At 71.1% G+C, this 22213-nt stretch carries 16 protein-coding genes; 6 read left to right on the forward strand and 10 right to left on the reverse strand.

The genetic code is table 11. The annotated features are described in order from the left end of the window. Positions 1–49: 49 nt before the first annotated feature. On the reverse strand, positions 50–6001 hold the full coding sequence (locus N8N77_RS05460) for a DUF11 domain-containing protein (protein ID WP_261165246.1): 5952 nt from the start codon (positions 5999–6001) through the stop codon (positions 50–52). 246 nt (positions 6002–6247) lie between these two features. On the opposite strand from N8N77_RS05460, the gene N8N77_RS05465 reads away from it, so the two are divergent. Further along, the gene (locus tag N8N77_RS05465) at positions 6248–7291 is read left to right on the forward strand and encodes an ATP-dependent DNA ligase (protein ID WP_261165247.1); all 1044 of its coding nucleotides are present in this window, start codon (positions 6248–6250) and stop codon (positions 7289–7291) included. 13 nt (positions 7292–7304) lie between these two features. On the opposite strand, the gene N8N77_RS05470 is transcribed toward N8N77_RS05465, so the two are convergent. Further along, positions 7305–8498: a RimK family alpha-L-glutamate ligase gene (locus N8N77_RS05470; protein WP_261165248.1), complete on the reverse strand. Its 1194-nt coding sequence runs from the start codon at positions 8496–8498 to the stop codon at positions 7305–7307. Between the two features lie 38 nt (positions 8499–8536). On the opposite strand from N8N77_RS05470, the gene N8N77_RS05475 reads away from it, so the two are divergent. After that, on the forward strand, positions 8537–9049 hold the full coding sequence (locus N8N77_RS05475; RefSeq protein ID WP_396652783.1) for an ATP-dependent zinc protease: 513 nt from the start codon (positions 8537–8539) through the stop codon (positions 9047–9049). A 1-nt stretch (position 9050) separates the two neighbouring features. On the opposite strand, the gene ligD is transcribed toward N8N77_RS05475, so the two are convergent. The 3 genes from ligD to N8N77_RS05490 all read right to left on the reverse strand — a co-directional run bounded on the left by ligD (position 9051) and on the right by N8N77_RS05490 (position 13809). Then, a complete protein-coding gene (ligD, locus tag N8N77_RS05480; RefSeq protein WP_261165251.1) occupies positions 9051–10058 on the reverse strand; it encodes a non-homologous end-joining DNA ligase in 1008 nt (335 codons plus the stop codon). A 117-nt stretch (positions 10059–10175) separates the two neighbouring features. Next, positions 10176–11354: an SseB family protein gene (locus tag N8N77_RS05485; RefSeq protein WP_261165252.1), complete on the reverse strand. Its 1179-nt coding sequence runs from the start codon at positions 11352–11354 to the stop codon at positions 10176–10178. 52 nt (positions 11355–11406) lie between these two features. Further along, positions 11407–13809, reverse strand: a complete 2403-nt coding sequence (locus N8N77_RS05490; RefSeq protein ID WP_261165254.1) for an ATP-dependent helicase — start codon at positions 13807–13809, stop codon at positions 11407–11409. Positions 13810–13943: 134 nt separating this feature from the next. Here N8N77_RS05490 and N8N77_RS05495 point away from each other — a divergent pair, with 134 nt between their 5' ends. Further along, positions 13944–14684, forward strand: a complete 741-nt coding sequence (locus N8N77_RS05495; protein ID WP_261165255.1) for a GntR family transcriptional regulator — start codon at positions 13944–13946, stop codon at positions 14682–14684. Positions 14685–14695: 11 nt separating this feature from the next. On the opposite strand, the gene N8N77_RS05500 is transcribed toward N8N77_RS05495, so the two are convergent. Next, positions 14696–15700, reverse strand: a complete 1005-nt coding sequence (locus N8N77_RS05500) for a glycerophosphodiester phosphodiesterase family protein (RefSeq protein WP_261165257.1) — start codon at positions 15698–15700, stop codon at positions 14696–14698. Positions 15701–15883: 183 nt separating this feature from the next. Here N8N77_RS05500 and N8N77_RS05505 point away from each other — a divergent pair, with 183 nt between their 5' ends. From N8N77_RS05505 to N8N77_RS05515, 3 genes are all read left to right on the forward strand, one after another. Next, on the forward strand, positions 15884–16798 hold the full coding sequence (locus N8N77_RS05505) for a Bax inhibitor-1/YccA family protein (RefSeq protein ID WP_261165258.1): 915 nt from the start codon (positions 15884–15886) through the stop codon (positions 16796–16798). 138 nt (positions 16799–16936) lie between these two features. Further along, positions 16937–17578, forward strand: coding sequence for a ClpP family protease (locus tag N8N77_RS05510; RefSeq protein WP_261165259.1), 642 nt, complete (start codon positions 16937–16939; stop codon positions 17576–17578). Then, complete coding sequence (locus N8N77_RS05515; RefSeq protein ID WP_261165261.1) at positions 17575–18165, forward strand: ClpP family protease; 591 nt, start codon at positions 17575–17577, stop codon at positions 18163–18165. The genes N8N77_RS05510 and N8N77_RS05515 overlap by 4 nt, the downstream gene beginning before the upstream one ends. Before the next feature lie 7 nt (positions 18166–18172). Here the strand turns inward: N8N77_RS05515 and N8N77_RS05520 are convergent, their stop codons facing one another. The 4 genes from N8N77_RS05520 to N8N77_RS05535 form a co-directional block, all read right to left on the reverse strand. Further along, positions 18173–18529: a helix-turn-helix domain-containing protein gene (locus N8N77_RS05520; protein ID WP_261165263.1), complete on the reverse strand. Its 357-nt coding sequence runs from the start codon at positions 18527–18529 to the stop codon at positions 18173–18175. Between the two features lie 65 nt (positions 18530–18594). Continuing rightward, on the reverse strand, positions 18595–19971 hold the full coding sequence (locus N8N77_RS05525; protein ID WP_261165265.1) for a glycosyltransferase: 1377 nt from the start codon (positions 19969–19971) through the stop codon (positions 18595–18597). A gap of 106 nt (positions 19972–20077) precedes the next feature. After that, positions 20078–21655: a glutamine-hydrolyzing GMP synthase gene (gene guaA, locus N8N77_RS05530; protein ID WP_261165267.1), complete on the reverse strand. Its 1578-nt coding sequence runs from the start codon at positions 21653–21655 to the stop codon at positions 20078–20080. Then, positions 21652–22209, reverse strand: coding sequence for a DUF3817 domain-containing protein (locus N8N77_RS05535; protein WP_261165268.1), 558 nt, complete (start codon positions 22207–22209; stop codon positions 21652–21654). Before N8N77_RS05535 ends, guaA begins: the two co-directional genes overlap by 4 nt. Positions 22210–22213 lie beyond the last annotated feature (4 nt).

The raw sequence follows: 22213 nt of genomic DNA on the forward strand, positions 1-22213 counted from the left end.
CGAGGGCCCCGCTTCCCGGAGGAAGCGGGGCCCTGTGGGGATTGGCCGGTCAGTCCGCCGTCTCGGTGGTGTGTTCGCGGCGGCGGCGCTGGGTGGCGAGCACGAGCACGCCGGCCAGCAGCAGCAGCCCGGCAAGCCCTGCCGCGCCCCACGCGATCGTGCCACCCGTGGCCGTCAGGGGCGGCGTCGCGGCCTCCGGTGCCGGCACCTCGTGCTCGGTGGTGCAGACACCGGTCGGGTCGCAGATGGCACGCTCGTCGGGGCTGCTGACGACGTTGACCAGCTGGGCGGGGCCGTCGGACGTGACGGTGACCGAGTAGGTGATCGTCGCCGTCTGCCCCACGCCGAGGTCTCCGGTCCAGGTGAGGGTGTTCCCGTCGCGGGTCACCTCGCCGGCGGTCGCCGTGGCGTCGTCGTTCCACGAGCTCGCGCTGAGCACGCCCGCGACGTCGTCGGTGACGACCGCGTCGGCGATCGCGCCCTGACCGCGCTGGGTGACGGTGAGCGTGTAGGTGACCGTGTCGCCCTTGTTCACCTGCGTGCCCGACGCGGGGTCGGCGGTCTTGGCGAAGACGTAGCCGCCCGTCTTGTGCACGGTGCGGCACTGCTCGGTGCCGTCCGCGGCCGTGACGCACTCCCCGGCCGGGCTGGTCGAGGTGACGACGTTGGCGAGGGTCGTGTTGCCCTCCCCCGTGACCGTCACCGAGTAGGTGATGGTCACCTCGTCGCCGGGCGCCATGTCGCCGGCCCACGACAGCGTCGCACCGTCCACGGACGCGGTGCCGCCCGTGGCGGCGACGTCACCGTTGTAGGTGGCATCGTCCAGCACGTCCGACAGGTCATCGACCACCGACGCCGCCACCCCGGCGGGGCCGGCCTGGGTGACCGTGACCGTGTAGGTCACGACGTCTCCGGCCTGCACGTCGCTGTTGTGGATCGGATCGGCCATCTTCGCGTACGTGAACCGGCCGGTCTGGTGCGTCGTGGTGCAGTCCGCGTTGCCGTCGCCGGCGGGCACGCACTCCCCGTTCTCGCCGGGCGTGGCCACGTTCGTGAGGGTCATGTCGCCCTCGCCGGTGAGCGTCACGGTGTAGGTGATGGTCGCCACCGCGCCCACCGCCAGGTCGCCCGACCAGGCCAGCTCCGCGCTGTCCTCCTCGAACGACGCCGTACCGATCGTGGCGGTGAGGGTGTCGTCCCACGTGGCATCGTCCAGCACGTCCGACAGGTCGTCATCGAACGACGCCCCCGTCACCGCGCCCGGACCGCGCTGTGCCACCGTCACGGTGTAGGTGATGGCGTCGCCGACGGCGACGTCCGAACCGGGCGCCGGATCGGCGGTCTTCGACACCGTGTAGGCGCCGGTCTGGTGCGTCGTGGTGCAATCCGCGGCGTCCACGCAGCCGTCGCTGGTCACGACGTTCGTGAGCACCATGTCGCCCGCTCCGGTCACCGTCACCGAGTACGTCACCGTCACGACGTCATCAACCGCCAGGTCGCCCGACCAGGTGATCGCCGGTTCGGCGTAGTCCACCGTTCCCGCGCTCGCATCGAGGTCACCGTTCCAGGTGGCGTCATCCAGCACCGCCGACAGGTCATCCGCGAACGAGGCACCCTCCACGGCCGCCTCGCCGACCTGCGACACGGTCACGGTGTACTCGATCGTGTCGCCGATCTGCACGTCCGAACCGGCCTGCGGGTCCGACGTCTTCACCGTGTCGTACCGGCCCGTCAGGTGCTCGGTCTCACAGTCCGCCGCGGACTCACAACCCGGCGAACGCACGGTGTTGCCGATGCGCGTGTCACCGTCGGCGGTCACCGTGACCGAGTACGTGACCGTCGCGACATCTCCGGGGCCCAGGTCACCGGTCCACGAGATGACGCCATCCACGTACGTGAACGTGCCCGCCGATGCGGTGATGTCGTTGTTGAAGGTCGCGTCGTCCAGCACGTCGGCGAGGTTGTCGTCGAAGAACTGCCCCACAACGCGCCCCTGGCCCGACTGTGTCACCGTGATCGTGTAGGTGATGACGTCGCCGATCTGCACGGCCGTCCCCGACGCGGGGTCGGCCGTCTTCACCGTCGTGTACGTCGCGGTGAAGTGCTCCGTCTCGCACTCCTCGGGCGAGACGCAGCCCTCGCTGGAGACCACGTTGTGCAGGCGCGTGTCACCGTCGCCCGTGACGGTCACCGAGTAGGTGATCGTCACGACGTCGTCCACGGCGAGGTCGCCCGACCACGACAGCGTCTGCGCGGTCTCGTCGAACCCGACCGTTCCCGCCGACGCGAGGAGGTCGTCGTTCCACGTCGCGTCGTCCAACACGTCCGACAGGTCATCGCTCAGCGACGCGCCCTCGAAGGCCGCCTCACCCAACTGCGTCACCGTGACCGTGTACTGGATCGTCTCACCGGTCTCGACATTCGATCCGTCCGCCGGGTCCGACGTCTTCGCCACGCGGTAGTCGGCCACCGGGTGCTCGGTGCTGCACGCGTCGACGCAGCCCGGGCTCGTCACCGTGTTGCCCAGCAGGTAGTCGCCGTCGGCCTCCAGGCCGGCGGAGTCCTTCAGGGTCACCGAGTACGTGATCAGCGCCACCTCCCCGACCGGGACGGTGCCCGACCACGAGATCACGTCGCCGTCGAGCGTCGCCGTGCCGATCGACGCGGACAGGTCACCGTTGTAGACGGCGTCATCCACGAGATCGACGAGAGTGTCGGTGAACTCCGCGTTCGCCGGCACCGTGCCCTCCTGCGTCACCGCGATCGTGTAGGTGATCGTGTCGCCCGGACGCACCGTCTCCCCCGACGCCGGGTTCGACGACTTCGCCGTGGTGTAGTTCACCACCTGCACACCCGCCGGGTCGCAGAGGATCGTCGGCGCCTCGGCGTCCGGCGGGGTCGCCGCCGTGCCGCACGCGTTGTTGACGACGGCGCCGCCGCCGGTCATCGTCACGGTGTACTCGTGCACGTCCTCCTCGCCGCGGGCGAGCTCGTCGACCGTGAAGGAGCCCTCGGGGAAGAGGTCGTCGGTGATCTCGAGGTCGGTGATCGTGCCCTGGCCGATGTTCTCCACGACGATGCGGTACGTCACCTCGTCGCCGACGCGGAACGTCGGGTAGTCGGCGAGCGTGTTGGCGTCGTGCCACTCACCGTCGGCGTCCTGCACGTACTTCTTCAGGTCGACCGCGTAGCAGTTCGCGATCTCGGTGACCGACGACGACAGCATCGGCAGTGCGCTGTGCTCCGCCCACGACCCGGCGGAGTTCACGAGGATCTGGCCGGGCTTGTTGTCACCCGCCGCCGGCTCCACACAGCTCGAGCCGGCCGGCGTCTCATACGCGATGCGGATCGTCTGCGTCGCGCCCGGCGCGAGCTCGGGGCCGATCACGCGGATCGCGGTCGGCCGATCGATGGCCTCCGCCTGCCAGCCCACGGTGTTGCCCGCCTCCGAACCGGGCGTGCCGCCGTTCGACGGGTCGCGCGGGTCGGTGCTGAGCTCCGACAGCGGCGCGTCGGTGTAGAGCACCCTCGAGCCCGCCGGCGCGTCGACGCCCGTCACCGTGTACGTGCCGTCGATGTTCGTCCCGCGGCCGTCGCCGACGGCGGGCAGGATGTCGATGGTGTCGGTGAACGCGCTGGCCACCGGGTCCTGCGAGTTGATCGTCAGCACCCAGGCGGAGCTGTCGCCCTCGAACGCGAGCACGTTGTCGACCGAGGACTTGCCGAAGACCGTGGCCGATGCGCTCGGCACGGTCACCGTCGCGGTCGCCGTGCGACCGGGCGTGTTCGCCGGGCGGTTGTCGCCCGGCACGTTGATCACCGCGGTGTTCGTCAGGTTGGTGCCCGGCGCGATGACGCTGTCGACCGGCCGCTGCGCCTGATAGGTGATGTCTTGGAAGACGTTCGCCTCAACGTTGGTGAAGCTCCAGGTCAGCGTGCGACCGTCCGCGCTCACGCTCGACGGCGCGGGGCGGCCGGACCCGGCCACGTAGACCATGCCCTGCGGAAGCGTGTCGACCACCTCGAACGAGACCGGCGGCGGGCTCGTCACGAGGTTCTGTGCCTGCGCGCGCAGGCTGTACGTGACAGGCACGCCCGGCTGGGCGGTGGTGTCGCTGACCGTCTTCTCGATCAGGCCCTGCGGACCCTGCAGCCGGAACGCGTCGCGATGGCCGTTCATGTTCCATTCGCTGCCGGGCAGCATGGTGCCACCGGGCATCGTGCTGAGATTTACCCAGTCGTTGAGCGTCGGGTATGTCGGCCACGTCGCGGCCGCATCCGCCGGCGAGTTGAATGCACCGACAGTCCAGCCCTCCCCGCTGGTGGGCGCGTTCTCGTCGATGGGGCCGAGGACGCGGAGGAAGGTGTAGCCCTGCGCGTCGCGCGGGCGATCCACCGCCGGGTCCCAGGTCATCTTGACCCCGGTAACGCCGGGGGGTAGCTGCATGAGGATGTCGGTTCCGATGCGCGGGTCCGTCAGCTCGTGCCCGGCCGGCGGGAACACCTCGACCCACTTGGCACTCGGTGCCGCGTCGCCACAGGTCTCGGTTCTCGTGTCGATCGCGGCGGTCGTGTAGAAGAACCGCGCCGTCGTGTATGTGAGGTAGTACTGCGAATCCCATCCTCCACCGTCGACCCAGGTGGGCACGAAGGCAGGGTTCTGGTTCATCGTGCACACGCCCGCGAGTTCAGCGCCCGCGGGGCCCTGGTAGCCGTTCCACATTCCGGAGTTGGCTTGCATATACAGCGGCAGTCCGCTGATCGTGCGATCGGCGACAGCCCGGTTGTAGTCGTCGATGTCATCGATGCCGGGCTGCGGCAGAGTGATGTCTGCCCCCGTGCCCGGGCTCACCCACAGGTTGGTGTCCCACGAGGCGCGCGAGTTCGCCGGTGAACCGGCCCAGAGATTGCTGAAGGAGCCGGGCGGCACGAGCGTGGTGTTCGACGAGTTGTTCGCCGCATCGCCGTCTGGCCGGGCCGTGCCGTCGGAGAACGTGAACGCCCCCGGGGCGGCGGTGAACGAGAAGTTGGTGATCTGGGTCACCGGGGACGGGATGCTGAACTGCACCGTGCCCGAAGCGATGTAGGCGCCGTTGCCCGGCAGCGGCTGGCCGAGGCTGTCCCTCGTCGGGGTGTTGACCAGTGTGTAGTCCAGGTTCGACAGGGTGACCGTGTAGCTCGTACCCGACCCGCTCACCGCGCACGTCGGGAAGTTGGTGCGGTCGGCCTTGGCAGGGTCGGAGAACGGCTGGCCCGTGGCCGCGGAACCGTCACCGACCGGCACGCAGCCCTCCCACTGCAGGCCGTTCAGGGCGCCGGTGAAATTGGCCCCCACCGTGACCGGGAAGGAGTACGTCGACGGGCCGGGGCGGCTCCCCGCCGCAAGGATCAGCGAGAAGTTCATCTGCAAGAAAGTACGGTCGCCGCCGCTGCGGCTCGGCTTCACGCCGCCCTGGTACGCCTGCCCAGGAGCGGAGACCAGGGACAGGTCCATGCCGTACGTGTACGTGATCGGCAGCGGGCCCGGATCGGCCGGTGCGCTCTCGGCGGCAGCGGAGTCCGAGGTCGCGGTGCCCGAGACGGTCAGGTCGCCGCCCGTGGTCGAGGAGGCCCGCAGCGGGGTCTGGATCACGGTCGCCGTGCCCTCGCGCACCGTGCCGAGGTTGCAGAGCAGGGTCGTGCCGTCGGCGGAGATCTCCGACACCGGCGTGACGTCGCGCGTCTTGCAGATGGTCGGGATGCTCGTGAAGACGCCGTTCCCGGCCGTCAGCGTCACGCGCACGTTGTCGACCGGCTCGTTCGAGTACGGGTCGTCGGCGTCGTTCGTGTTGACGCGCCACTCCGCGGTCACCGGCTGCCCGAACGGCGCCGCAGTGGGAACCGGGTTCCCCGCCCACCTCGCGGTGATCTCGTGCACCGACACCGGGGCGGCGTAGGCCACCGCCGGCATCAGCGTGGTGGTCAGGGCCGTGACGGCCGCCACCACCCCGATCTTGAGCAAGCCGCGACGTTCGCCGAGAATGCCTCGGCGCATCCGCGTGAACGTGTTGGCACGACCCGAACGAGCCACGTCTCCCCCTCTTCCCGCGCCCGCACTCCACCGGCGGACGCCGTGCCCGCATGGGCACCCCGACTTGCCTATCAGGAAATCTCCAACCGTCGGACAAACTTCACCCCGCCTTTCACCCCTCACGCGCCGGGGGGCGTCCCCTATCGCGTGCGGGGTGGCGGGCGGCAGGATGGGCGCATGCCCCACGAGATCCCCGCCCCCATGCTCGCCAAGGCCGTGCCCGCCGTCCCCGAGCCGGCGAAGCACCCAGGCGGCTTGCAGTTCGAGCCGAAGTGGGACGGCTTCCGCGTGCTCGCGTCGTGGGACGGCGAGCGGGTGGTCCTGGGATCGCGGGGCGCGAAGCCGCTGACCCCGTACTTTCCCGAGCTCGTCGACGCCCTGCCGCGGCTGCTGCCACGCCCCTGCCTGATCGACGGCGAGATCGTCGTGGCGGTCGGCGAGGAGGGCAGGCAGCACCTGTCGTGGGACGCACTGTCGCAGCGGATCCACCCCGCCGCGTCGCGCGTTGCCACGCTGTCCGCGCAGACGCCCGCCATGCTCGTCGCGTTCGACCTGCTGCTCGACGGCGACGAGGACGTGTCCGCTCGGCCGTTGCGCGAGCGGCGCGCGCGCCTGGAGGCTCTGCTCCGAGACGTGCCGCACCCGATCCACCTCACCCGCACGACCGAGGACGCCGAGCTCGCCCGGCGCTGGCTGGCGGAGTTCGAGGGCGCGGGCCTCGACGGCGTCGTCGCGAAGCCACTCGACGCCGCGTACGCGCCGGGCAAGCGGACGATGCTGAAGATCAAGCACGCCCGCACCGCCGACGTCGTCGCGCTCGGCTACCGCGTGCACAAGAGCGGGCGTGGCGTGGGATCGATCCTCGTCGGGCTCTACGACGCCGGCGGGCAGCTGCGCAATGTCGGCGGCGTCTCGGCGTTCACCGACCGCCGCCGGCTCGAGCTGGTCGACGAGCTGGAGCCGCTCGTCGAACGCGACGACACCGGCGAGGCCGTCACCGGCGAGACGGACCGCTCGCGCTTCTCGTCCGGCAAGGACGTGTCGTTCGTGCGGTTGCGGCCCGAGCGCGTGCTGGAGGTGCGCTACGACCAGCTCGAGGGCGACCGCTTCCGGCACACCGTGCAGTTCGAGCGCTGGCGCCCCGACCGCGAGCCGCGCTCGTGCACGTACGAACAGCTCGAGGTGCCCGCGCGCTACGACCTGGCCGACGTCCTCACCTGAACGTCGCGGACCCTCAGTCCACGGGCGGCAGGGCGTCCTTCGGCAGCCGCTTCACCCGCGGGCGGCGCTTGGGTCGCTCCGGGATGAGGGCCCGCATCTCGTCCACCTTGCCCCAGCACAGCAACCGGTCCTCGGCCTCGAGCACGAGCTTGCCGGGCGGGTTCGGGATGACCGACGTGCCGCGGTGCAGCGTGAGCACCGAGATGTCGCGCTGCCACAGCCCCGACTCCCGCAGCGTCTTGCCGATGAACTCCGCGTCGCCGTGCACGACGATCTCCGCCACGCCGTATCCGGTGGACACGGCCAGCCGCTCGCGCACGTCGATGTGCGGGAAGGCCACCTGGCCGGCGATGTAGTCGATGATGGCACCGGCCACGTCGAGCCGCGTGGCGGTCTCGATGCCCTGCAGGCCCGGCGACGAGTTGACCTCCATGACGAGCGGCCCCTCGGCGCCCTCCAGCATGTCGACGCCGGCCACCTTCAGACCCATGATCTGCGCCGCGCGCACGGCGGTGTGCTCGTACTCCTCGTCCAGTTCGACGCGTTCGACCGATCCGCCACGGTGCACATTGGAGCGGAACTCGTCACCGTTCGCCGAGCGCCGCATCGCCGCGACCACCCGGTCGCCCACGACGAGCGCTCGGATGTCGCGGCCCTTCGACTCCTTGACGAACCGTTGGATCAGCACGTTCTGCCGCGCCGACTGCAGCGTCTCGATGATCGCCTCGGCCACCTTGTTGTTCGGCGCCAGGATGACGCCGATGCCCTGCGTGCCCTCGATCAGCTTGATGACGACCGGCGCGCCGCCCACCCTCTCGATCGCGGGGATCACGTCGGCGCGGTCGCGGACGAACGCGGTCGCCGGCATGGCGATCCCGTGGCGGGAGAGGATCTGGTTGGCGCGCAGCTTGTCGCGCGAGTTCGAGATGCCTCCCGCCGTGTTGGGCGTGTACACGTCCATCTGCTCGAACTGCCGCACGACGGCCGTGCCGTAGTAGGTGATCGAGTTGCCGATGCGCGGCACGATCGCGTCGTAGTCACGCAGCCGCTTGCCGCGGTACTGCAGATCCGGGTCGTCACCCGACAGGTCGATCGCGAAGCGCAGCGTGTTGAGCACCTTCACCTCGTGGCCGCGATCGAGCGCGGCGGCGCGCAGTCGCTGAGTGCTGTAGCTGCGCGGCGCGCGGGAGAGGATGGCGATTCTCACGTGGTGGTTCTCGGATTTCTTGCGCGGGGTGCGGTTTGATGGACAACGTGCCTCGGTCCCATCATCCACCCACTCGCCTCGTCGGCTGGCGCGAATGGGTGAGCCTGCCCGGCACGGGCGTGGACTGGCTCAAGGCCAAGGTCGACACGGGGGCGCAGACATCGTCGCTGCACGCCTTCGGATTGAGGGAGTTCACGCGCGACGGTCGCGCGTGGGTGCGCTTTCAGGTGCACCCCTGGCAGCGCAGTTCCGCCGACACCGTCACGGTGGAGCTGCCCGTTCACGACCGCCGTCGCGTGCGCAGCTCGTCGGGCCACTCGCAGAACCGCTACGTCGTCCTCATGGACGTGCGGCTGCTCGGCGAGGTGATCCGCGCGGAGGTGACGCTTACGCGTCGCGACGCGATGGGCTTCCGCATGCTCATCGGTCGCGAGCTGCTGCGCAAGGGCTTCCTCGTCGACGCGCACGCCTCGTATCTCGGCGGCAGGCCCCCACGGGTCGTGCGGCAGGCCAATCGCGCCCCCGACGACGCCGACGACGAGGCCGGCTGAATCAGTCCTTCTTGGCACGGCTCGGCTGGACGCGCGGCGGCTCGCCGGGCATCTTCGGGAAGTCGGGCGGGAAGGGGAGCTCGCCGAGACCCTCGGCGAGGTCACGCTCCCACCACTCGAGCAGGGTGTCGATGCGTGCGGGGTTGTCGGCGATCCCGCGCCACGGATCGCCCACCTCCTCCAGCCGGCGGGGAACGGTGCGGATGGTGAAGTCGTGCGGTTCGAGACCATCGAGTTCCTCCCACGTCACGGGCGTCGAGACCGTCGCCGCCTGCAGCGGCCGGGGGCTGTAGGCGCCGGCCATCGTGCGGTCGCGGTTGGCCTGGTTGAAGTCGACGAAGATCCGCTCGCCGCGCTCCTCCTTCCACCAGCTCATGGTCACCTCCTCGGGCATCCGGCGCTCGAGCTCGCGGCCGGCGGCGATCACCGCGTGCCGCACGTCGAGGAACTCCCACTCGGGAACGATGGGGCAGAACACGTGCAGACCGCGGTTGCCGCTCGTCTTGAGCCACGGCTCAAGGCCCGCCTCGTTCAGCACCTCGCGCAGGCCGTGGGCCGCTCGCACCGCATCCGCGAAGTCGGTGCCCGGCTGGGGGTCAAGGTCGATGCGCAACTCCACCGGCCGGTCGGTGTCGTCGGCGCGCGAGGCCCACGGGTGGAAGACGACCGTGTTCATCTGCGCGGCCCACACCACCGCGGCCGGTTCCGTGAGCACGAGCTGCGGATGACGGCGGCCGCTGTTGTACGTGACCGTGACCGACTCCACGTACTCGGGCGCTCCCTTGGGCGGGTTCTTGGAAAAGAAGCTCTCGCCGTCGATCGACTCGGGGAAGCGCTCCAGCGACACCGGCCGCCCCCCGTTGTGGGCGAGGAAGGGCTCGGCCACCGCGATGAGGTACTCCGCCAGTTCCCGCTTGGTGATGCCCTCCTGAGGCCACAGCACGCGGTCGGGGCTCGAGAGCGAGACCTCCCGCCCGCCGACCTGCAGGGTGATCCGCTCCGACGCCATGTGCCGAGGCTATGCGGCGGGCGGGCGCCGAGAAAAGGGGTTGACGCCAGGGGCCGGTGCCGACCGCGGAGCGGCCACGCAGCACGACGCGGCAGGCGGGCGCGTGCGCGGGGCGCGTCAGTCGGCCAGGGCCAGAACGGGCGCCAGCTCCTCGCGAGTGAGCGTCATGAGGGGACCGGCGGGATCGAGGATGATCCCGCCCACCTGCGGGTTGTCTCGCAGGGCCCGCGCGATCTTCTCGACCGCGAGCGGCAGCGCCTTCTCGTCGCGGCCGAGCGCGGCGATCTCGAGCGGGTGCGAGAACACCTGGAGCAGGCGCGTGCCGTCGGCCAGGCGCGCCTCCGCGATGCCCAGCTTCTCGCTGCCGTTCTGTGTCGGCCCGACCGCCACCCACAGCGGGGGGCGCTCGGCGAGGAGGGCGGCCAGGCGGTGCGGGGTGTCGGCCTGACGCGGCTCCCCGAGCAGCGTCTTGACCCGCGCCTGCGGGTCGGCCTCGGCGAACGCCTTCTCCAGCACCTGGCGCGGCAGCACGGCGCGACGCGGCGAGTGGTTGTCGAGGATGATGCCCGCATACGAGCCCTGGAGCATGTGCCGCACGAGCGCCGAGACGGGCTGCCCGATCGCGGAGGTCTGCGTGTCGCCATCGGCCGCGACGGCCTCGCGCAGGGCGCGACCGGAGCTGTAGGCCAGCATGTAGTCCTTGTCGCCCGCGCGCGCCACGCCGAACGTGATCTGGCCGCCGTCGGCCAGCTGCTGCCGCGCGTCGCCCTGCACACGCAGGTACAGGTTGCCCTGCATCGCCTGTCGCACGACGCCGAGCACCTGGGGTCCCGTGGGCTTCTCGGGCAGCGCGGCGAGCGCGTCGCGCACGAGCGCGTTGTCGCGCAGCCCGGGCACCGTCTCGAGCTCGGTGGGGGGCGCGGCGGGGGCGAACGGCAGACCGGGGCGCGCGCCGGACCGCGGAGTCGCCTGCATCCGCACCCGTGGGTCCGCGGCGGCGCGGGCAACGAGCGGATCGGCGCGCGGGCTGCCGTCGCTCGGCGCGGGCGGCTCGACGGGAGCCCCGGCGGCGCCCAGGCCGGTGAACGATGACACGGAGATGCTGACGTCGGGCGTCGCCTCGGGCTCCGCCTGATCCGGTGGGGCCGCCTCCGTCTGCGCCGGCTCGGCGTCGGGGCTCTCCGACCGCGCAGGCGCCGGCTCGACCGACGGCCCCGCGTCACGCTTCGGGGCGACCTCCTCGTCCCGCTTCGGGTCGCGGTCGTCGTCCTTCTTCTTGCGCGAGAACAAGCCCATGCGCCCAGCGTACGTGGCGCAGGTGACCGGCGGGCCGCCGCCTCACGCGCCGTCAGAGCTTGGCGATGGGCGCGACCTTGATGAGCAGCTTCTTCGCGCCGGCCGTGTCGAAGCGCACGTGCGCGATGCGCTTGGCGCCCTCGCCCGTCACGGCGTCCACGCGCCCCTCGCCGAAGTCGTCGTGGCGGATCCGGTCTCCCGGGGCGAGCTCGAGATCGCCGTTGTCGCGCACCTTGTTGGTGACCAGGCCGGGGAACCGGTCCATCGCCGTGGACTTCGGCTTCAGCCCGCCGCCGGCCGGCAGCGGCTTGACGCCCCAGCGGTCGGAGCCGGACGCGGGGCGGCGGGCGTTGAGCGCACGCGACTGCGTGCCGCCGCGGCCGTTCACATCGCCCGGCGACTGCCGCCAGTCGATGAGATGCGCGGGGATCTCCTGCAGGAAGCGGCTGGGCATCGCGACCGACACCTCGCCGAACTGGGCGCGCGTCATCGCCAGGGACAGGTACAGCCGCTTGCGGGCCCGGGTGATGCCCACGTAGAACAGGCGACGCTCCTCCTGGGGACCGCCGGGCTCGCCCGCCGAGATGCGGTGCGGGATGAGGTCCTCCTCCACGCCCGTGAGGAAGACGTGATCGAACTCGAGACCCTTCGCGGTATGCAACGTCATGAGCGACACCGATCCGGACTCGTCGTCCAGGTCGTCGCTGTCGGCCACGAGCGCCACCTCGGTGAGGAAGTCCAGCAGCGTGCCCTCGGGGTTGTTGCGCGCGAACTCGCGCGTGACGGCCACGAGCTCGTCGAGGTTCTCGACGCGGGCCTCGTCCTGGGGGTCGCGTGACGCGCGCAGCGCGTCGTAGTAGCCCGACTTGTTGAGCAGCAGCTGCAGCCCCTCGGTCACCGACGTCGGCGGAGCGGCCTCGCCCGAGGCCGGGAGCATGATCTCGGTGGCCTCTCGCAGCACGGTGTCGAGCTGCGCGATCGCGGCCTGCAGCTTCGGCCCGACGCCGAGCTCGGCCGCGTTGGCGAGCGCGTCGCGGAACGTGATGCCGTGATCCTCAGCGAACCGCGCGATGCTCGTCTCGGTGACGGCGCCGATGCCGCGCTTGGGCTTGTTCAAGATGCGCCGCAGGGCCATCTCGTCGGCCGGATTCGCAACCGCGACGAGGTAGGCCAGCGCGTCCTTGATCTCGGCGCGTTCGTAGAACTTGGTGCCGCCCATGATCTTGTACGGCACCGCGGCGCGGATGAAGATCTCCTCGAGAGCGCGCGACTGCGAGTTGGTGCGGTAGAACACGGCGATGTCGCCGTAGGCGGCGCCGGCACGGTGCAGCGCCTCGATCTCGTCCGCCACGAACTGCGCCTCGTCGTGCTGCGAGTAGCCGGTGAAGCCGACGACCTTCTCCCCCGTGCCGGCGTCGGTCCACAGGTTCTTCGCCTTGCGGTCGAAGTTGTTCGCGATCACGGCGTTCGCCGCGTCGAGGATGTTCTGGGTCGAGCGATAGTTCTGCTCGAGCAGCACCACCTTGGCGCCGGGGAAGTCTCGCTCGAACTCGCTGATGTTGCGGATGTCGGCGCCGCGGAATGCGTAGATCGACTGGTCAGAGTCGCCCACGACGGTGAGCGATGCCGCCTCGCCCTCGTCCAGCAGCGCGAGCATGCCGCCCCCCACATCCTGCGACGACTGCACCGGCCGCGTCAGCTCGTGAATGAGCGCGTACTGGGCGTGGTTGGTGTCCTGGTACTCGTCGACGAGGATGTGGCGGAAGCGCTTGCGATAGACGTCCGCCACCTGCGGGAACGCGCGGAAGAGGTAGACGGTCTGCGCGATCAGGTCGTCGAAGTCGAAGGCGTTGGCCCGGCGCAGCTGCTTCTCGTAGTCGCGGAAGATCTCGATGAAGACCCGCTCGGCCGGATCATCGTGGCTCACGGTGCGGGCGTAGGCGTCGGCGTCGGACAGCTCGTTCTTGAGCTTCGAGATCTTCGACTGCACCGCGGCGGGCGTCAGGCCCAGCGCGTCGGCCTCGTGTTCCTTGACGAGCCGCTTGATGAGGGCGCGCGAGTCGCCGGAGTCGTAAATGGTGAACGACGACGTGAACCCGAACTGCTCGGCCTCGCGGCGCAGGATCCGCACGCAGGCGGAGTGGAACGTCGAGATCCACATGCCCCGGGCGCCGTCACCGACCAGCTGTTCGACGCGCTCGCGCATCTCCTGCGCGGCCTTGTTGGTGAAGGTGATGGCCAGGATCTGACTCGGCCAGGCCTCGCGAGATCGCAGCAGCGACGCGATCCGGTGTGTCAGTACGCGCGTCTTTCCCGATCCGGCGCCCGCCACGATGAGCAGGGCCGGCCCGCGGTACTCCACCGCCTCGCGCTGCGGGGGGTTGAGGCCGTCCAGCAGGGGGTCGCCGGCCGGTCCGGTTCCGTGCACGATGAGGGGCGAGGAGGCATCTGACATGTCCCCTCCAGTCTAGGTTCGGGCACCGACGCCGCGGCCCGCGCGGCCTCGCCACCGCCGCGATCGGGCCGCTCACCGCCGTTCCCCCCGATTTCTCGGTTGCGGGCGGCCGAAACCGGGATACCGTCTTTGTCATGACCATGTCCGACGTCGACCCGCATGCTCTGCAGAAGCCGGAAGGGGCAGCCTTCTTGTCGTCTCTGAACGAAGCGCTCGAGCCCGAGCCGCAGCGCCTCGGCGACGCCGTCTTCGAGCAGATCGGCGAGGCCATCGTCGAGGGCCGGCTGGCACCGGGCGAGCGGATCCGCGATGTCGACATCGCCGCGGAGCTCGGCGTCTCGCGCATGCCGGTGCGCGAGGCGTTGCAGCGGCTGGAGCGCATCGGCCTCGTGGAGATGTCGGCGAGTCGTTTCACCCGCGTCACCCGGATCTCCCCCGAGGAGGTCGACGCGGCCATGGAGTACCTCGGCTACCAGGTGGGCATCTCGGCGCGGATGGCCGCCGAGCGCATGAGCGACGAGGAGCTGGCCCGGGCCGTCGCGCTGTCGACGACCACGGTCGAGGTGTGCCGCGGCACGGACCCCGCCGACTCGCTCGCGCACCCGATGGATACCGTCTTCACGATTTACGACACGCTGAACGAGCTGTACTCCCACCTTGCGGACTCGTGCGGGAACCTCGTCTTCACCCGCGCGTATCGCGAGGCGTGGTTCGGCCTGCGACGCGCGCAGCGCGGCCGGCCCCAGCTGATCCAGACGCCGGCGGCGATCGCGGATGCGTTCGACGAGTTCGCGCGCGTGCTCGCCGCACGCGACAGCGCCGCCGCCGAGGCGGTCATCCGGCGGATCTTCCGGATCGATCCCGCCGACGCCTGAGCGGGCGGTTCTCAGCGGAAGAAGGCGACGCCGAGGTCGGTGTGGTCGACGAACACGCCGTCCACGCCGGCCTCGCGAATGATCCGCCACTCCGCCTCGTAGTCGCCGAACGCGGCCTTCCCGCCACCGGAGCGGAACTCGCCGACGAGGAAGGCGTTCTCGGGCCGGCACGTCCAGGTGTAGACGAGCAGCCCGCGCGCGTGCGCGTCGGCCACCACGGGTGAAGGACCCGTGGCCCGCCCCCGGCGATCGGGGGCGAGGATCATGCGCTTGTCCACGCTGATGCCGTCCACGTGCCCCACGAGCTGATCCAGCCCGTCGGGACGCGCCGTCGCCTCGTACGTCGGCGCGTCCGCGCCGCGGGCCGCGACGAGGTCCGCGGGCTTCCCGGTCGACTCCAGGAGGTAGACGAACGACGCCCGCAAACCGGCCTCGCGCAACCGCGCGAGCACCGTCGATTCGAACGACTCCACCACGAGCGGCCACCGTCCGTCGTCCCAGCCCGCCGCGCGCAGGTCGCGCAGGATGAGCGGCACGAGGTCGAGACCCATCGACGCGAAGTAGGTGGCGTGCTTGACCTCGAGGACGACCCCGATCTCGCGGCCGTGCTGCAGCGAGGCGCGCGCCGTCATGTCGAGCAGGTCCACGAGGCGCAGCATCGGTTGCGTGCCGTCGAAGCTCGCGCTCGCCGGCCGCAGCCGAGGGATCCGCTCGCGGCAACGCAGCGTCGCGAGCTCCTCCCACGTGAAGTCCTCGGTGAACCATCCCGTCAGCCGCTCGCCGTCAACGGTCTTCGTGGTGCGGCGCTCGGCGAACTCGGGGCGCTCGGCGACGTCGGTGGTCCCGGAGATCTCGTTCTCGTGGCGCACCACGAGCACCCCATCCCGCGTCGCGACGACGTCGGGCTCGACGGCGTCGCAGCCCATCTCGAAGGCGAGCTCGTAGGCCGATGCCGAGTGCTCGGGGCGATACCCCGACGCACCTCGGTGCGCGACGACGATCGGGGAGCGGCGCATGCCCCCAGGCTAATCCGATGAGCGCGCGCGTCCTCGGCGTCGCCCCCGGTGGGGAAAACCCCCGAAGGCGGTTGCGCCCTGGGCGAAATCCCCGCCGACCCAGGCGCGTGATAGCCAACGCCGTTACTGTGGAAGCAAGGCGCCGTGGCCGGCGCCCATCGAGACCTTGGAGTGTGACCGATCATGGCCAGCCCCGGATTCAACAACCCCGTCTTCCAGGCCCCTCAGCAGGGCGCCTACGGCACGCCGCTGCAGCCGCCCGCCGCGCAGCAGCCGAACGTCGGCTACGCGCAGGCCGGCCAGTACTCGCAGATGGGCGTGGACGCCGCCGCTCAGTCTCGCATCGAGGGTGCCTACACCGCGCCCGCCGCCGGTGCGATCGAGACCGGCCGCATGACCGTCGAGGACACGGTCCTCAAGACGCTGATGCTCTTCGGCGCGCTGATCGTCTTCGCCGCGGTCGGCTGGGTGTGGACCCTCGGCGGCGCGCTCGGCCCGCAGAGCGCCACGAGCATCAACATGCTGCCGTGGATCATCGGTGCGCTCGGCGGCTTCGTGCTGGGCCTGGTCAACTCGTTCAAGCGGCAGCCGAGCCCCGCGCTGATCTTCGCGTACGCCGCGTTCGAGGGCCTCTTCGTTGGCGGCATCTCGGCGTACTTCGAGTTCATCTGGCCGGGCATCGTCATCCAGGCGACGCTCGCGACCGTCGCGGTCGTCGGCGTCACCCTGGCGCTGTTCGCGAACGGCAAGGTGCGTGCCTCGGCGAAGGCGACGAAGATCTTCATGATCGCGATGATCGGGTACCTCGTCTTCTCGCTGCTGAACGTCATCCTGATGTGGACCGGCGTGACCGACAACGCGTTCGGCCTGCGCTCGGTGGAGTTCATGGGCATCCCGCTCGGTCTGATCATCGGCGTGCTCGTCGTGTTCATGGCGGCGTACTCGCTCGTGCTCGACTTCGACATGATCCAGCAGGGTGTGCGCAACGGCGCTCCCCGCAAGTTCGGCTGGATGGGCGCCTTCGGCATCATGGTCACCGTCGTGTGGCTCTACATCGAGATCCTGCGCATCATCGCGATCCTGCGCGGCAACGACTGACGAGGCCGCGTCGCACGCGAAAGGGCCGCTCCCTCGGGGGCGGCCCTTTCTCGCACCCGGCCCCGTCATCCGCTTCCGGCGGATCCGCGCCCGGCGGATTCGGCGGCGCGAGCCGCACGGGCGCCGCACGCTGGGGGCATGGCAGAAGACACCACCGTCCCCCGATTCACCCCAGAGGCCCGACGCGAGCTGTACCACCGCCGCGTGCTCGTGCTCGACGGCCCCTTGGACGACGACAACGGCACGCTGCTGGCCACGCAGCTGCTTGCCCTGGCCGCCGAGGACCCCGCCAGCGACATCGCGCTGTGGATCCACTCCCCCGGCGGTTCGGTGCCGTCGATGCTCGCGATCCGCGACGTCATGCGCCTCGTCCCGTGCGACGTCTCGACGCTCGACCTCGGCATGGCCTACAGCGCGGGCCAGTTCCTCCTCTCGGCGGGCGCGAGGGGCAAGCGCCGGGCGCTGCCACACGCCAAGGTGCTGCTGCACCAGGGGTCGGCAGGCATCGGAGGCGCCGCCGTCGACGTGGAGCTGCAGGCCGACGACCTTCGCCAGATGCGCGACACCGTGCTCGGGCTGATCGCCGCCGACACCGGGCAACCCGTCGAGCGCGTCTTCGAGGACTCGCTGCACGACCACTGGTTCTCGGCGCAGGAGGCGCTCCAGTACGGATTCATCGACGCCATCGTGGCCGACTTCGAAGACATCATGCCGCGGCGACGCCGGCCCCTGGGGCTCGGCGCCGACCTCGGCTCGGGCGACGAGGGGGTCGCGAAGTGAGCAGCTACACCATCCCGAACGTGATCACCCGCGACGGCCGCGGCGAGCGGATCATGGACGTGTACTCCCACCTGCTGAGCGAGCGCGTCGTGTACCTCGGCACGGCCATCGACGCCGGCGTGGCGAACGCGCTCATCGCTCAGCTGCTGCATCTCGAGGCCGACGCACCGGAGCGCGAGGTACAGCTCTACATCAATTGCGAGGGCGGTGACCCGGCGGCCGCGCTGGGCGTGTACGACACCATCCGGTACATCCGACCCGACGTCGCCACGACGTGTGTGGGGCAGGCGGTCGGAGTGGGCGCGATGCTCCTGGCCGCGGGGGCGCCGGGCCGGCGCGGCGTGCTTCCGCACGCGCGCGTCGTGCTGCACCAGCCGGCGGCGCAGAGCCGCGGCGCGGTGCCGGACCTCATCGTCCACGCCGATGAGCTCGTGCGGGTACGCGGCGACCTGGAGGGCATTCTCGCCCGGCACACGGGCCGCGACGCGGGCGAGCTGCGTCGCGACACGGACCGCGATCGCGTGTTCACGGCGCCGGGAGCGGTGGAGTACGGCCTGGCGGACCGCGTGCTGGAGCGGCGGGCGTGAGCCGCGCTCAGGCCGCGAGCGCGAGGACGGCGCGCCCCGGCCCGGCACCCCGCACCGGCACGGCGGTCGGCGTCGGCGCCGCGGCCCGCAGCTGATCGGCGATCCCGCTCGTGAGCTCGAGGAGGGAGCCGTCGAGGGCCCCGACGACGGCGGAGAGGATCTCGCTCGAGGGCTCCTTCAGCCCCCGCTCGATCTCCGAGAGGTACTGCACCGAGACGCCGGCCCGTCGGGCGACATCGGCGAGCCTCTCACCGCGCTCGTGGCGGCGGCGGCGCAGGTGCTCGCCGACGAGATGGCGCCACAGCGGGTCGACCCGCCGCGTGGGCGTGCTCTCGGGGAGGGGGAACGGGATCGGCTCGGCCATGCCCACACGGTAGGCGAGCCGGCGGCCGCGACACAGGGCGTTCCGCTCACGGCGGAACGGGGGCGTCAGCGCCGCGGTGGGCCGGACAACGCTTCCCGCACGGCGTCGCCGAAGGCCCGCAGCGACGGCTCGAACCCCTGCGCCTCGGCCGAGGCGTAGGCCTCCTCCTCCCGCGCGGCCCGCTCGGGCGACGTGAGGAGGGCCTGCAGCGCGGCGGCCAGGGCCGGCACCTCGCCATCGGGCACCACCGTGCCGCCGCCGTGGGCGAGCATGTCGCGCGGGCCGTACGGGATGTCGTACGCGACGACCGGCACGCCGTGCGACAGCGCCTCCACCACGACCAGCCCCTGCGCCTCGTTCGTGCTCGTGAGCAGGAGCGCCTGGGCCGACGCCAGTGCCGGCAGCGGATCGGGGTCGTAGCCGTGCCACGTGACCGCGTCGGCGATGCCCAGGTCGGCGGCGAGCGCCTCGAGCGCGGATCGCTCGGGGCCGTCGCCGTGGACGTGCAGGTGCGCGTGCGGCACCTCTGCGCGTACGAGCGCGAGCGCGCGCAGCGCGTGGTCGACGCGCTTGCGGGTGGACAGCGAGTTGAGCATCACGACCCGTCCCGGCACGCGCGGCTCCCGCGCCCGCACGACCGGCGGGGCGGGGTGCGGGGCCACGAACGAGCGCGCGACCTCCGGGCCGAAGCGACGCTCCACGTCGGCGCGCTGCGTCGGCGTGAGCCACGTCACCGCGTCGTAGCGGGCCGCGGTGTCGAGCCAGCTCGTCCACGCATCGGCCATGGGCGCGTCCCACGTGTGTGGGGGCAGGGTGTGATTCGCGTGCGTCTCGTGCACGATCCGCAGCGCCGGATCGAGCGGCGGGGCCGCGTCGGCGACGAGCACCTCGCCGATCTGCCGGGCCTCGCACACGATGACCGGTGTCAGCCCGGTCTGCGCCGCCGCCTCCGGCGCGATGTGGTTCAGCCAGGCGCGGTAGAGGCCGCCGAATCCGGGCAACCAGCCCGCGGGCTGCCCCGCGGCGTCGTAGACGGTGACGGCCGCGTCGCTGCGCATCCAGGCCGGGTCGCCGGTCACCACGGGCAGCGCCACGAGCGGCTCCCCCGCATCGTCGCGCACGATGTTCTCGTCGAACCCCGCGGCGGGCGCGGGCAGCGGCCGGGCGGCCTCGATCAGCCAGGATCGGTCCGCGCGCAGATCGTCATACAGGTTGCGCAGGGCCCGGCGCTCGGCGAGCACGCCCCGCCGGATCCACTCGTCGCGGATCCGGTCGTTCTCGCCGGTCGCGGCGACGTTCACCGTGAGGACGAGGGACTCGCCGCCGGCCCGCCGCAGGTCTCGCGCGCGCCGCATCACGGCCACCGCGAAGCCGGCGTCGAGCCGGGGGTCCACCCGCCCGGCCACGAGGAGGTACACGGCGCGAGGAACGAGGTCGGTCACCGATCCATCGTCCCAGACGCGACGAGGCCGCCCGTCCGGACACGGAGGGCGGCCTCGTCGCGGAGGGAGGGCAACTCCCGCTCGGCGCCCGCGGCGCGCGAGGGGCTCACTCCCACTCGATGGTCCCCGGGGGCTTCGAGGTCACGTCGAGCACCACGCGGTTGACCTCGCTGACCTCGTTCGTGATGCGGTTGGAGATCTTCGACAGCACGTCGTACGGCAGGCGGGTCCAGTCGGCCGTCATGGCGTCCTCGCTCGAGACGGGGCGCAGCACGATCGGGTGACCGTAGGTGCGCCCGTCGCCCTGCACGCCCACGCTGCGCACGTCGGCGAGCAGCACCACCGGGCACTGCCAGATGTCGCCGTCGAGGCCCGCCTTCGTCAGCTCCTCGCGGGCGATCGCGTCGGCCTCGCGCAGGATCTCGAGGCGCTCGCGCGTCACCTCGCCGATGATCCGGATGCCGAGCCCCGGTCCGGGGAACGGCTGGCGGCCGACGATCGCCTCGGGAATGCCCAGCTCGCGGCCGATCGCGCGCACCTCGTCCTTGAACAGGGTGCGCAGGGGCTCGATGAGCTCGAAGTCGAGGTCCTCCGGCAGCCCGCCCACGTTGTGGTGGCTCTTGATGTTGGCCGTGCCGGCGCCGCCGCCCGACTCCACGACGTCCGGGTACAGCGTGCCCTGCACGAGGAACCGGATGGGCTCGCCCTCGGCCTTGGCCTCGTCCACGAGCTCGCGCTGCACCTTCTCAAACGCGCGGATGAACTCGCGGCCGATGATCTTGCGCTTCTGCTCGGGATCGGTCACGCCCTTGAGGTGGCCGAGGAACGTGTCGGCGGCGTCGACCGTGATGAGCCGCACGCCCGTCGACTCGACGTAGTCCTTCTCGACCTGCTCGCGCTCGCCCTTGCGCAGCAGCCCGTGATCGACGAACACGGCGGTGAGCTGATCGCCCACGGCGCGGTGCACGAGCGCGGTCGAGACGGCCGAGTCCACGCCACCCGAGAGCGCCGAGATGACGCGGGCCGAGCCGACCTGCTCGCGGATGCGCGCCACCTGCTCGTCGATGACGTTGCCGCTGTTCCAGTCCGACGGCAGCCCGGCGGCCTTGTGCAGGAAGTTCTCGATGACCCTCTGGCCGAAGTCGGAGTGCTTGACCTCGGGGTGCCACTGCACGCCGTAGAGGCACGACTCGGCGTTGCCGAAGGCGGCCACGGGCGTCGCGGCCGTGGAGGCCAGCACCTGGAAGCCCTCCGGCGCCTTGCGCACCTGGTCGCCGTGGCTCATCCACACGTTCTGCGCCGCGGGCTGCCCACCCAGCAGCACGCCGCCGTCGCCGACGAGGGTGGCGTCGGTGGCGCCGTACTCGCGCAGCCCGGTGTTGGCGACCTCGCCGCCGAGGGCCTGCGCCATCACCTGGAAGCCGTAGCAGATGCCGAGCGTCGGGATGCCGAGGTCGAAGATCGTGGTGTCGAAGGTCGGGGCGCCCTCGGCGTAGACGGACGACGGCCCGCCGGAGAGGATCATGGCGACGGGATCCTTCGCCTCCACCTCGGCGCGCGTGATCGAGTGCGGCACCAGCTCGCTGAAGACGCCGGCCTCGCGCACGCGACGCGCGATGAGCTGCGCGTACTGTGCGCCGAAGTCGACGACCAGGACCGGTCGCTGTGCGGTGTCGGCACTCATCGGCCGGCCTCCTCGGGGGTTGCGGACGCCGTGGCGTCCGGGATCGCGGCGGCCTTGGCCGCCCGCTTCTCGGCGGCGCGCTGCTCGCGGTCGGCGAGATAGCGCTTCACATCACGGGCGACGATGCCCTCCATCACAAACGACAGGAACGGGACGACGCCACCGCCGGCCAGCATGAGGAAGCGGCCGAAGCCCCACCGCATGAGGCTCCACAGGCGGAAGCACGCGAACAGATACACGACGTAGAACCAGCCGTGCACGATGAGAATTCCCAACGACAGGTTGATGCCGTCGCCCGTGGAGAGGATCTCGCATCCGCCGGCCCCCATGGCGAACTGCGAGTACCACTGACAGTCCGCGCTCGGCAGCACGTCGGCGAACCACAGGAAGCCGCCCGATCCGCCGAGGAAGAGCTCGACGTGCAGCGGCGTGTACTTCAGGACCATCTCGGCCACGAGCAGCAGCAGGCCCACGCCGGTGATCACGGAGCAGATCTGGTAGAACCGCAGCGCACCTCGGATCTTGGGGAACGAAGCGAGCCGGGGTTGCGCCATAGCC

The organism is Microbacterium sp. Marseille-Q6965 (genome assembly GCF_946151065.1).
Classification (GTDB): domain Bacteria; phylum Actinomycetota; class Actinomycetes; order Actinomycetales; family Microbacteriaceae; genus Microbacterium.

Bases quoted from the DNA above. Each gene is read 5' to 3' on its own strand.
- N8N77_RS05535 (WP_261165268.1), bottom strand. From the start codon at position 22,209: ATGGCGCAACCCCGGCTCGCTTCGTTCCCCAAGATCCGAGGTGCGCTG.
- N8N77_RS05510 (WP_261165259.1), top strand. From the start codon at position 16,937: ATGGCAGAAGACACCACCGTCCCCCGATTCACCCCAGAGGCCCGACGC.
- N8N77_RS05495 (WP_261165255.1), top strand. From the start codon at position 13,944: ATGACCATGTCCGACGTCGACCCGCATGCTCTGCAGAAGCCGGAAGGG.
- guaA (WP_261165267.1), bottom strand. From the start codon at position 21,655: ATGAGTGCCGACACCGCACAGCGACCGGTCCTGGTCGTCGACTTCGGC.
- N8N77_RS05505 (WP_261165258.1), top strand. From the start codon at position 15,884: ATGGCCAGCCCCGGATTCAACAACCCCGTCTTCCAGGCCCCTCAGCAG.
- N8N77_RS05520 (WP_261165263.1), bottom strand. From the start codon at position 18,529: ATGGCCGAGCCGATCCCGTTCCCCCTCCCCGAGAGCACGCCCACGCGG.
- N8N77_RS05490 (WP_261165254.1), bottom strand. From the start codon at position 13,809: ATGTCAGATGCCTCCTCGCCCCTCATCGTGCACGGAACCGGACCGGCC.
- ligD (WP_261165251.1), bottom strand. From the start codon at position 10,058: ATGGCGTCGGAGCGGATCACCCTGCAGGTCGGCGGGCGGGAGGTCTCG.
- N8N77_RS05475 (WP_396652783.1), top strand. From the start codon at position 8,537: ATGGACAACGTGCCTCGGTCCCATCATCCACCCACTCGCCTCGTCGGC.
- N8N77_RS05500 (WP_261165257.1), bottom strand. From the start codon at position 15,700: ATGCGCCGCTCCCCGATCGTCGTCGCGCACCGAGGTGCGTCGGGGTAT.
- N8N77_RS05465 (WP_261165247.1), top strand. From the start codon at position 6,248: ATGCCCCACGAGATCCCCGCCCCCATGCTCGCCAAGGCCGTGCCCGCC.
- N8N77_RS05485 (WP_261165252.1), bottom strand. From the start codon at position 11,354: ATGGGCTTGTTCTCGCGCAAGAAGAAGGACGACGACCGCGACCCGAAG.